General features: G+C 36.3%; 6 protein-coding genes. 3 read left to right on the top strand and 3 right to left on the bottom strand.

Going from position 1 to position 12359, the window contains the following annotated elements; genetic code table 11:
• Positions 1-51 precede the first annotated feature (51 nt).
• The 3 genes from CXF85_RS12960 to CXF85_RS12970 all read left to right on the top strand — a co-directional run bounded on the left by CXF85_RS12960 (position 52) and on the right by CXF85_RS12970 (position 7234).
• Entirely contained in the window at positions 52-3063 is a 3012-nt protein-coding gene (locus CXF85_RS12960) for an ATP-binding protein (RefSeq protein ID WP_101229081.1), read from the top strand.
• A 497-nt stretch (positions 3064-3560) separates the two neighbouring features.
• Positions 3561-5981 carry a TonB-dependent receptor gene (locus CXF85_RS12965; protein ID WP_101229082.1) on the top strand — a complete coding sequence of 807 codons (2421 nt, stop codon included), beginning with the start codon at positions 3561-3563 and terminating at the stop codon, positions 5979-5981.
• 215 nt (positions 5982-6196) lie between these two features.
• Positions 6197-7234 (top strand): AraC family transcriptional regulator, encoded by a 1038-nt coding sequence (locus CXF85_RS12970; RefSeq protein ID WP_198555631.1) that lies wholly within the window; start codon positions 6197-6199, stop codon positions 7232-7234.
• A gap of 46 nt (positions 7235-7280) precedes the next feature.
• On the opposite strand, the gene CXF85_RS12975 is transcribed toward CXF85_RS12970, so the two are convergent.
• From CXF85_RS12975 to CXF85_RS12985, 3 genes are all read right to left on the bottom strand, one after another.
• Positions 7281-8819, bottom strand: a complete 1539-nt coding sequence (locus tag CXF85_RS12975; protein ID WP_101229084.1) for a DUF1254 domain-containing protein — start codon at positions 8817-8819, stop codon at positions 7281-7283.
• A gap of 51 nt (positions 8820-8870) precedes the next feature.
• Positions 8871-10079 (bottom strand): iron-containing alcohol dehydrogenase, encoded by a 1209-nt coding sequence (locus CXF85_RS12980; protein ID WP_101229085.1) that lies wholly within the window; start codon positions 10077-10079, stop codon positions 8871-8873.
• A 106-nt stretch (positions 10080-10185) separates the two neighbouring features.
• Complete coding sequence (locus CXF85_RS12985; protein ID WP_101229086.1) at positions 10186-12165, bottom strand: alkyl/aryl-sulfatase; 1980 nt, start codon at positions 12163-12165, stop codon at positions 10186-10188.
• Positions 12166-12359 lie beyond the last annotated feature (194 nt).

Raw genomic sequence — 12359 nt, forward strand, 5'->3', positions numbered from 1 at the left:
GAATGGCTTAAAATTATAATAATATTACTGAAGACCAAGTAGGAATAACCATTGCAAATAGCTATTAGACAATTAATATTAGCCTTAACGGGCCTTATTCTCTTTATTCCTTACCAACTCATTGCGAGTTGGCTATCAACTTCTCCGGAACTCGTTTCAAACGTAGCCTTATTCTCTTTACAAATATTCAGTGGTATCGTTTTATATTTTTGTTATAAAAAGAAGACTTCTCGCTCATTTAAACTATTTTGGCAATACCTGCTTTTAGCGATACTCGTGGTGATAACCAGTAAATTTTTAAACGGCGCACCCGCTAGCATCAGCCAGCATCTCTATCAGGATTTTGCCTCTCTATTTATTTATTTCTTTATTTTATTAGCAATAGAAACCAATCCTCATTTAAGTAATTTACCACTAAAAAAATATATTAATGGTCAAGTACCAGCGGTATTTTTCACCCTAATTTGCTTTTGCTATTTTATTCTTTTACCTGCTGGGTTTTCGCAGGAAATATACCAAACATCCAAGCCTTCCTTACTATTTCACTTAGTAATAAATACGCTAATACTTGTTAAGTTAATACTGTGTTTATTTAGTTGTAAAGATAATTTATGGCGGTATACCTTTGCATTACTTTCGTTGAGCGCATCTTTTTTATTAATTGGTAATACAAATACTTACCTTGATAATTCCATACTAAAAAATACTCACAGTTACTATGCTCAGCTTATTTATTTATTACCTTATTTTTTATTAATACTCACGGCAAATATCACCTTAAAATCAAGAAAGTTACCTAAAGCTATTGAAAAAGAAAATAGCCCTGAACTCTCAATTTTACTACTTATGATCATACCAATCGTTATACATTTATATGGTTATGAACAGAAACTTTTTTACAACATTAATTCAAATCTACAATCTATTATCATTTTATTTTGGTTATTTGTTGGCTCCATATTGCTATCAAGTATCGCAATCACACGTCGTAGTCATAGCAATAAGCTCAAAAAAAGTTTATTTACTGAAAAAAATAAACACCAGCAACTCACTTCTTTAAATGATGATTTAACCGATGCATTAATTAATAGTGAAGATAAAGCGATAGTCAGCGCCTCAAATAATGCCATATTAACTACCACCATTAAGGGTGAAATATTATCTGCTAATCCCGCAGCGGTGCAGATGTTTCAAAGTATTGAGCAAGAATTAAAGGGTATATCTGTTAGTAATTTATTTGCAGAAAAAGACGAGATGCACTTCTTTTTTGACTTCCAAAGTAATATCTATTCATTACAACGTAAAAATTTAGGTATTTCTGTTGAGTGTATCTCACTGCGCTCAGACGGCACCGAATTTCCAGCTCAAGCAGAATTACAATTTGCTCAAAGGGCTACACAGCCACTTATTGTTATAACCTTCATTAACTTATCAGAAAGAAAAAATGCCGAAAAACAAGCACTAGAATTAAAAGATAAATTCATCGCAAACATTTCACATGAATTTAGAACACCGCTAACCATCATTAATGGCATCATAGATAGATACATCACCAAAACATCAGATGAACTTGAAAGTGAAGAGTTAACAACAGCCAAACGTAATGGCTTACGGCTAGTACGTATGGTTGAGCAACTATTAGAGCTTTCACGTTTAAGTGACAACCCACAACTGTCGCTGAGTACTTACCGATTAAATACATTAATGATGATGCCGGTTGATTCTTTTTCCCGTTTAGCATCACAAAGTCATTTAACTTTTAGTAGTAATATCCCTGACGACCTGTGGTTAGATTGCGATGGCCAAGCTTTTGAAAAGATTATATTTAACTTGCTTGCTAATGCAATAAAATACACACCTAAAGGCGGCTCTGTTCAAGTAAATGCTTATGCAGAGCAAGATACCATTATTGTAGATATTATTGACTCAGGAATAGGTATTAATAAAGCTTCACAAGGAAAAATTTTTGAACGTTTTCAACGAGCAGACGATGTAAAAAACCAAGCGACTTTTGGAGTTGGCATTGGTTTATCACTTGTTAATGAACTCGTCAAAGCACATGGCTGGCGCATAACCTTAGTAAGTGAACAGGGCCATGGCAGTAAGTTTAGCCTTTCAATGCCCCTAGCATCTGCAAAGGATATTGAAACAGAAATAGAGATCAGTATCTCCGAGAATGAAGTTACTTCATTACTAACAGAGCAGCGCTCCGCCACAAGTAATCAAGCCAATCATTCCCAGCAAGTAGTCTTAGTAATCGAAGATAATCTTGATATGCAAAGTCATATAAAACAAGTTATTGAGCAACAGCATCATTGCATTCTCGCTGGCAGTGGTGAGCTTGGCCTACAATTAGCGCAAGAATACATCCCCGATTTAATTGTTTGTGATTTAATGTTAACTGGCATTGATGGTTTTGAAGTATTAACACAGCTAAAGCAAGACGAAATGACCGCACATATTCCAGTAATACTACTTACCGCAAGATCTGATCTTGAAAGCAGATTACAAGGCCTTAAGCTCAATGCTGATGAATATTTAAGTAAACCTTTCAATCAACATGAACTATTAACAAGAATTCAAAACTTAATAGCGAACAGACAACAGCTACAAAAACGCTATTTACAACAATTTAACGATGATAAAAAAGCAGAGAGAAAAACAACCAGCCAGAAAAATGTAGCAAAATTAACGCAAGAGACGATAGAGGAAAGTAGCCTAGAAGATAAGTTTTTACATAAACTTGAGGCGCTAATAGCCAAACATTACACCGAGCCTGAGTTAGATATATCATTACTAGCAAAAGAACTCGCGGTAAGTGAGAGGCAATTACAACGAAAAATTAAAGTGATACTCGGTACCACACCTAATAATTTCATCAAAGAATTTCGTTTGAAAAAGGCACAAGAGTTACTGATGAGTGGTTCACAAATAGGCCGTATTGCCTTAGATGTTGGCTTCTCATCACAAACTTATTTTGGCCGGTGCTTTAAGGAAAGTTATCATTGCACGCCAAAACAATACCAGCAGAAAATGGCACAAGAAGACTCAACACCTGATTAGGTATAATGCCAACTAACTCTAGTAATTCATATCTGAGCTTGCACTTTGGGATATTGGTATTAACCAAATCATACGGTTGATCTGGTCAGAAGGTAGTAAGCAATGAGTATTAGTTGTTGAATGACTCAGGACTTAAACGTTCATAAATAGCGGACATTAAATAATTCACTAACCTGTGGGTTACCTCTAACTAAATTATAAATATTTGCCCCTCTGCATCAGCGTTATTCATATAGTAATCTGGTGAATTTTTCCTTAGTGGAAATCCTTCCTTGTTTAACTTGATAAAAAATACTAAGACGTTAACTAAGGTTCACTTAGCCTTCTTAAAAGCAATTTGTCGTTTGACGGCTAATTATTGACGTTTAAGTTCAAGTCTTTATTAGTCAAAATTAACTAGTGTATATGATAACAATAATTAGTCATGCGGTTATCATTTCAACGATTAACTTGAGCTTCATCACTAAACAATAATATAAAAAATAAGTGGGGAATCAATGAAAACAACACCTAGTTTTAATAAATCTGTAATTGCAATATCACTTTTTGCGTTATTTCATCAACAAGTGAGTATTGCTGAAGAAATAGAAGATGATGCAAAAAAAACCATTAACGCACTTGAAGTGATCGAGGTTACGTCACAAAAAAGAGTGCAAAGTTTACAGGATGTTCCTGCTTCAATTACGACCGTAAGCGGTGATAAATTAGCGAATAATGGCATCACACAAATGGAAGAGATGTCTGACTATGTGCCTAACTTTACTGTGAGTAAATCAGGTCAAGGTTATAATATTTATATGCGTGGATTGGGTTCAGGTCCAAACCAAGGTTTTGAGCAAACGGTAGGTACGTATGTTGATGGAATTTACCGCGGACGTGCGGTATTAATGCGCAGTTCTTTTTTAGATGTTGATATCGTTGAAGTATTACGTGGACCTCAAGGAACCTTATTTGGCATGAATACCACCGCAGGTGCGCTTAATATTACCTCACGAAATGCCACTCAAGAATTTGAAGCATCGGTTAAAGGTTATTATGTCCCTGAGTTTAATAAACAAGATCTAGAATTTACCGTTTCAGGTGGTTTAACCGACGACTTAAGTGCTCGTCTTGCGATGAAATATGAAAGTGATGACGGTTATGTTAAAAATGTTGTGACGGGTAATGATGAGCCACAAAGAGATAACATTGCCGCACGCTTAACACTTGATTGGAACATTAGTGATAAATTCAATGCAAATTTAAAAATTCAACATGATACTGATGAAATCAAGGGGCGAAACGTTATTGTCACGGTTGAACCTTACCTTAAAGAAGCAGGTACACCAAAAACTGAAGCGTTACTAGCAAGTTTAATAGAATATGATTTTGATTATAAAACCGCTAACACCTCACCGGCATTAGGTGAAAAACAGTTTGAAGAATCAACCGCTAATCATGTCACGTTAAACCTTTCCTATGAATTAGGAGATCACACCCTTAATTCCGTAACTGGTTGGCAAGACTACAATCTTGATGGCGCTAAAGATCAAGACAGTAGCGCGCGAACACTGATATATTCACCTGAGTTTAGTGAAAATTACCAACAATTTAGTCAAGAATTTCGCTTAACGTCACCGGGCAATGAAACCTTTGATTATATTATCGGCGCTTATTTTCAACGTTCTGATTTAGAATATTCTGAGGTTTCTTCTGTATACCCACTTGCTTTGAGAGGTGAACGTGAGTTTGAGTCTAATTCAAATTTATGGGCCCTTTTTGGCCAGTTTGACTACCAATTAAGTGAAAAATTAACAGCATCTTTAGGGGTACGTTATACCGAAGAAGAAAAAGACGGTCAGCGTAATATGTTAGTTATTGACCCCAAAACAGGTCAAAGAATACAAGAATCCGCATTAGTCAAACCACCAGCACTCGCAGGTGCTTTAGCTGCCTTTGGTTTACCTGGGCTACCTGGCAATGTATACAGCTTAATGTTAGGTGATCAATTTCCTTATTTAGATCCACTTTTATTAGGATCTCCTACGCAAAACATCCCAAACAGTATCTATGGCACTATTGATGAACATTCATTAAAAGACTCAAGAAAAGAAAAGAGTTTAACGCCTTCATTAACCTTAAGTTATCAATTAAATGAAGATACGTTACTTTATGTTAAAGGTGCTCAAGGATTCAAATCTGGCGGTTTTGATGCGAGATCTAACCTAGGCGGAAACTTTGAGTTTGAAGAGGAAGAAGTGATCTCTATGGAGCTTGGTGGAAAATTAACCTTAGATGATGGTGCAGCTGAATTAAACTTTGCTGTTTTTCAGATGAAATTTAATGATTTACAAACTTCTGTCTTTGATGGTCAAGTCGGTTTTAATGTTAAAAATGCGGGTGAAGCAACTACCTCTGGTATTGAGCTAGATGGCCGCTGGGCTATTTTGGATGAAGTTACCCTTGCAGGCGGTCTCGGTTTATTAGATTTTGAATGGGATGATTTTAAAGGTGCAAAGTGCTTTACCAGTAATGTTTTAGTCTCTGACAATGTTGATGAAACAGGAAATTCGTGTGACTTAACGGGGGAAACCAATGCTTTAGTTCCTGATATTACGGCGAACATAGGTATTGAACATGCTACCTTAATTTTTGATGATTATGAATTGATCACCAACATTGATGTTAATTATCGTTCAGACTTTTACACTTCAACAGATTTAAACCCGTTCACTGAGCAAAACGCTTATACCAAAGTAAATATGCGTATGGCTTTAATGTATGAAGAAAAATGGGAAGTAGCTTTAGTGGGTAAGAATATTACCGATGAAAAGACGAGAAATTTTTCGTTTGATTTACCTTTTACCAAAGGTGGTTATGCCAACATGATCGAACCTGGGCGTAGCGTTGGTGTGCAATTTAGGTATAGTTTTTATTAATTGCTGTTAAAAAATTGCAATGATTTAGCCCTAGTGACCTAGGGCTTTTTTGTATCATTAAATTCATTTTCTAATTTTATTATTTTTGTATAATAACTCTACATAAACTTATTGATACTGAGTTAAATCCTCTAATATAGACATATTCTCGACGATATCTTAAACTGCTATATCAACTTAATGATTAGATATATTATAAAATAAAAATGAGTTCTATGACATTAATTCCCAATACACCAACAACTATAGGCAGTTGGGCCTTACTTATTGCCAAAGCAATTGAAAGCTATAATCTTGATAGTAAAAAGATTTTCACTCAAGCCCATATAGATTTAGATGCCATTCAAAATAACCCTGAAGTACGTTTACCCGTAAAAAAAATGGCCGTGTTATGGCGACTGGCTGTACTTGAAAGTAAAGATGAATGCTTTGCCTTACGGCTAACGCAATTTTTTCAACCTAATACCTATAGTGCCGTTGGGCTAGCTTTTGCTTCCAGTCGTACTATTCTGGAAGGTTTTGAACATAGTTTGCGTTATTTTAAAATGACCACTGATGCGGCAGAACACCGTTTAGAAAAAATCAACGATACCGTTGTTTTGCATATTGATATTCCCCCAGAAAATGAACCTGTTGCTGTTGAAGCCATTGAGGCCTTTATGTCGACCTTGATTTCATTATCTCGAGTCATGACAACCCAAGACTTCTCTCCCTTAGAAGTTTCTTTTAAACATGATAAAAGTGACTTTGTTAACGAATACCAAGCATTCTTTAATTGTCCTGTTTTATTTAATCAAACGGGTCATAGAATCATTTATTCATTAATGGATCTAGAGCGTCCACAGATGCTTGCTAATCCCTCCCTTGCCAAAACACTAGAGATGTGGATTGATGAACATTTAAAGCATTTCAGCCAAGATTTAGTGTCAACAAAAGTAAAAGCGTATATTTTAGATAATATGTTAAAGGATGAAATTGAAATAGAAAATATAGCGAGCTTTTTAGCATTAGGCTTACGTACTTTACAACGAAAGTTAAAAGCGGAAGGGCAAAGTTTTAATGAAATACTCGATGAGTGTCGTCATCATATGGCGGAGAAGCTTTTAGCGGAACAACGTGTACCTTTAATAGAAATATCTTACATGTTAGGTTTTTCAGATCAAAGTGGTTTTACCCGCGCTTTTCGTCGTTGGACCAAGACCAGCCCTAAACATTATCGTGATCAGCATAGTCAAAAACTATTACAAGAATAAATAAGCACATATAATTTTTTATATTATATGTGCTTGATATTAATGATTAATGTTCTATTTTATTAACGCCAGGTAAATATTTTTCTACCGAACTCCATTGACGCACTTCCTGATTGGGTAAATACACACGATAATTCAATCTGAAAATACCTTCTTTAGGCGTTGGAAGCCAGTTAGATTCATTACCCTCGGGCGGTGTAGGTTGAATGTAAATATCAAGAGAGCCATCGTCATTGTACTGCAAACCATCGGTACTTTTTCTTATGGAATAACGGTTAATATCATTTCCTACTAACTGATAATCATCGCCGTACATTGTGATAGACCAAAAGCCATATTTAGCTGTATTAGGCAACTCGCCCTTATCAAAATGCAGTTTATAGGTGTTTTTACCAATTAACGGCTCATTACTGCTGTCTGAATAAGTATGAAAATAAACGGCTTCCTCAGGAGAGTGAACAAACAACCCCTGAACTGCGCCTTCAGCGCGAGCAAAGTAGTCACTGCCATAACTGCCACCGACAAAATCTACATTCCATTTATTGTCACTTTGTGTTCCTCTAAATTTGACTTTCCATTTAACGATATCAATACCTGCTTGAACCGCTCTAGCCAAGCCTTTTTGAATTGCGGGATCTAAACTTTCAGGATCAAATGCCTGAGTATCTGACAAGCCAATATGTTTAAAGGTGTTTAATAATGCTCTATTTTCTCCAACTGGCGGATTTTCTTTTAATAACTCAGCAGCGTAACTAAAGTAGCCTAATTTACCTTTTTTCATACTAGTATTCGCCAGTTTAGGTAAATCATAACTACGTTGTTCTTTCGGAAGACCCCATTGAGATAATGGCACTGCATCAAACTGTTTTTGATAGGCTTTGATCAATTCCACATCTTCATCGGTTTCTGTATAAGTGGCAATTCTCAACGCGACTAAAGCAGAGTTATTTGGCATGCGTAATGCCTTAACACCATCAGGTAACTTACCATGCCAATTAGGACCAACTAAGGCAAAATTTCCACCATCAGATCCCGTTGCACGCGTGCCTATATAATGTTGATTAACAATATAAGCGTCGCCGATTTGCAATGAGTAATATCGGTCTTTAATGGGTGGCACAACTAAGATCACCGGCTCTTCAGCCAAAAAAACAGATAACCCCGAATACACGGTATCTCTATTTGGCGTATAAGGCATAGTATCGTTCGAAGTGGCCAATTTTGATGAATGACCCCATTGACCAACCGGCGCACAAGGGCACTTATCTTTAATGCGTGCTATCTTTTTCAAATCCATACGTAAATCACGCTGAACATCATGCATTATCATCGGTATAGTGAACATAAATGCTTGAATACCAACACTGTATGCCCATTCTTCTTTGGCTTTGTTATCTGCTTCTTTCATCGCTTGCACAGAAAAATTATTGTTAACTTTAAAGGCTTTAATAATTTCATTTGCGTTTACTAACGATGGCAACACCAACATGGTAGATAGAGCAAGTACACTCAATGTTGTTGATAACTTAGGCTTCGTCTTAGCTTTAGACAACCGTTGATTATGCGTTGATAATTTTGATTTCATTAGTTTCCCCTCATTTTTAATTTTTAATTTTTAATTTTTTATCGTTGTAATTTATGATGGCATTAGTTGTTGGAACAATTTTTTACATTGTTTTAAGTCTAAATATTGTGGCACTGGGTAAAGGTAGTGTGCTTCTTTTAAAGCGGCTTTGGCTAAATCATCAATATCGTCAACACGTAAACACGTAATCGTCTCTTCAATATTTAAGGTGCGCTGTAACTTTTTTATTTTTTCAATAAATAAGTCTGCCATGGCCAATTCACTTTTATTAGCTGTATCTAAGCCAATTGCTTTGGCTAATTGTGCCAGGCGGGTACATGAAGACAGTTTATTAAAGGTGAGTACATGAGGTAAGACAATTGCGTTAGTCATGCCATGAGGAAGATGATATTTAGCACCAATTTGATGAGAAATAGCATGCACATAACCCAAACCAGCTTTGGTAAAGGCCAAGCCGGCATAACAAGAAGCAACAGCAAGTGCTTCTCTTGCATCAATATTATTACCCTCTTGATAGGCGATAGGCAATTGTTTACATATTAATTTTATTGCAGTTAAAGCATATAAATTAGTCTGCTCATTGGCATGCATAGACAGATAGGCTTCTATCGCGTGGGTTAACGCATCAAAGCCAGTATCAGCGGTAATATTTGCTGGCATACCCTGCATTAAAATGGGGTCTAAAGCAGTGCCTATAGGTAGTATCTTCGGCGAAATAACTAACAATTTTTCTTCAGATTTACTACTGGTAATAACCGCTGCCATGGTCACTTCAGAGCCAGTACCTGAGGTGGTTGGTAATAAATATAACGGTAAGCCTTGTGCTTTTATTTTTAATAAACCTGCGACATTGTTCACTGTTTTTCTTGTGGTAGCTAATACCGCAATCATTTTTGCAGCATCAAGTGATGAACCGCCGCCAATGCCTAATACCAAGTCACAATTATTATTTTTCGCCATATTAATACCTTGATCAATAATAAGATCAGAAGGGTCAGGTGTTACTTGGTCAAAAATAATTACTTCAATGTGATTCTCTGCTAGTTTTTGACAAATTTTATCGGTGATACCTAATTGATATAACACCTTATCAGTGACAATTAAGACTCGTTTAATGTTTTGATTGATGATGAGATCAACCAGGGCAAGTGAGGAATGTTGCCCAGTAAAAATAACAGGCTGAGGCTGTGGAATAAGCTTAATGGCCACTTTCAATCCCATCATTAATATTTTGTAAAAACATACTTGAATAAAAAACATTAAAATCCTAATTTTTTCTGAATGATGAATCTCAGTATGACCTTTTACAAAATTGAATACTGAGCATTACATGACAACTTCTATGTTAAGTACGACATTCTGCTATCTAGGGGATTACAATGTTAAATTGGCCGTCGGGTTTATCAAATAACTGAAAGAAATTAACTAGGTCCCAAATGCTGCCATCTACCGATAAGTCATCTGAAAACAAGGTATCTTTAATACCTGCCTGACCAATGAGGATTTTGACAAATAGCTCATGGGTTAATGATAAAGTCGCATCTACTTTTCTGTTTTCGTTATCAAGGGAGTGATGTAAAACTGAGTTGTTAACCGATAAAATATAACGCTCATCAAGATCAGTAAAAACTATTGCAATATTGAACTGTTCCGCCTGTGCTTTTTCACTGTTTAACCTAACCGACATTGATTCAAAGAACTTGTTCACGGGTGTATTTTTGAAGATACCTGCCATCACCGCTAAATCAATGCCTTTTTTACTCACGCCTTGGGTAAGCTCTTGTGCACCAGTGAGATAAAAATTTCGCCACGCCGCTGATTCTGCTTGAAATGCAAGTTGCTGATATGTTTTGGCTAACAAGGATTTTGCTTGTGCATTGTTTGGTTGAGAAAAAACCAAGTGATTGAGCATTTCGGCTAACCAGCGGTATTCTCCTTGTTCATAAAAAATCGCTGATTTTTTTAATATTTGCTCAGATCCGCCCATCATCTCAACATATTTTGTTGCAGATTGTTGTGGTGGTAAAGGGTTTAAATGCGCCGGATTAGCATCAAACCAGCCCATATAAAATTGATAAACAGCCTTGGCATTATGGCTTAGGCTGCCATAGTAACCTCTGTTAGAAAAATAATTACCCAATGACGTCGGCAAGATAATTTGTTCGGCAATTTCATTGCCAGTGAAACCTTGATTCATCAGTCGAACACTTTGATCATGAATAAACTTATATAAATCGCGCTGATTTTTTAAAAAGGTAGTGACTTGATCGTTACCCCAAACTGGCCAATGGTGACTACCAAAATACAAGTCTGCTTGGCCAAATAATGTTAGCGCTTGATTAATTGTATTACTCCACACTAAGGCATTACGAACCTCTGCCCCGCGTAAAGTATATAAATTATGCATATTGCGAGACACTAACTCGGCCCCACCAAAAGCTTTTAATTGCGGTAAGTAAAAAGTAAGCTCTGCAATGGATTCACTGCCTGAAGCATTTTGGAAAACAAACTCAATACCATCAATTGAAAGCTTAGTATTATCGACACTTATTAATTCTGTTGGCTGAACAATGTCAAACGTACCAAAAACGGGACCTTTTCCTAATCCTGAGCCAACATGACCCGTCACTGTTTTTGGTAAGTTTTTCCCAAACATATAAGCAGAACGACGTGACATTGCAATACCAGCAATAATATTTTCACTGGTCGCCGCGTCCATAAAACCTTCAGGGGCAATAATACGAATGTTTTGCTGTGCAATTTCTTGCTCACTTACTACGCCCAGAATACCGCCAAAGTGGTCAATATGAGCGTGAGTTAAGATCACCGCTTTGATCGGTTTATTACCTAAGTGTTGCTGTGCAAATTTTAAAGCTGCTTGTGCGCTTTCTTTTGCCGTAAGTGGGTCAACAATTATCCAACCATTTAAACTTTCAATTATCGTCATATTGGCTAAATCAAAGCCTCTAATTTGATAAATACCGTCAGTGACTTTAAATAAACCGCTAATATTATTTAACTTTTCTTGACGCCATAAACTAGGATTAACGGTGTTTGGCGCTTCTCCCTTAATAAACTTGTAGCCTGGGTTGCTCCAAATGATGTCATTGGCGGCATTACGTATTAGTAGATTGTCAGCAGAGGCAATCAAGCCTTTATTGGCTTGGGTAAAATCGGTTTCGTCTGATAAGTTAATCGTCTTTTTAACTTGCGCTTGATGCGCAATAGTTGACTTACTTGCTACATCACTCACTAAGTCAGCCTGTGAGGTACTGGTTTCTTTAGTTTCTTGATTCGGTTGGCAAGCAGATAACAACAGTAGTATTAGCACATAAGGTAATCGCATTTAAACACTCTCTTTTATAACTTTTTTATTATCACTGCCTAATACGATAACCTTAATTATTTAAAGTTTACTGTCTTCACCTGACAACTATTGGTGCTTAAACGACAGAGTGCAATTTCCTTCTTATTAACCAGATTCTCTTTTCTATAAATTAGTTGTTATGACGTGAAAGACAAAAAAATGACATCGAAAGT

The sequence above is a fragment of the Colwellia sp. 75C3 genome, from assembly GCF_002836255.1.
In the GTDB taxonomy this organism is placed as follows: Bacteria; Pseudomonadota; Gammaproteobacteria; order Enterobacterales; family Alteromonadaceae; genus Colwellia.

Bases quoted from the DNA above. Each gene is read 5' to 3' on its own strand.
- CXF85_RS12975 (WP_101229084.1), bottom strand. From the start codon at position 8,819: ATGAAATCAAAATTATCAACGCATAATCAACGGTTGTCTAAAGCTAAG.
- CXF85_RS12965 (WP_101229082.1), top strand. From the start codon at position 3,561: ATGAAAACAACACCTAGTTTTAATAAATCTGTAATTGCAATATCACTT.
- CXF85_RS12985 (WP_101229086.1), bottom strand. From the start codon at position 12,165: ATGCGATTACCTTATGTGCTAATACTACTGTTGTTATCTGCTTGCCAA.
- CXF85_RS12980 (WP_101229085.1), bottom strand. From the start codon at position 10,079: ATGTTTTTTATTCAAGTATGTTTTTACAAAATATTAATGATGGGATTG.
- CXF85_RS12970 (WP_198555631.1), top strand. From the start codon at position 6,197: ATGACATTAATTCCCAATACACCAACAACTATAGGCAGTTGGGCCTTA.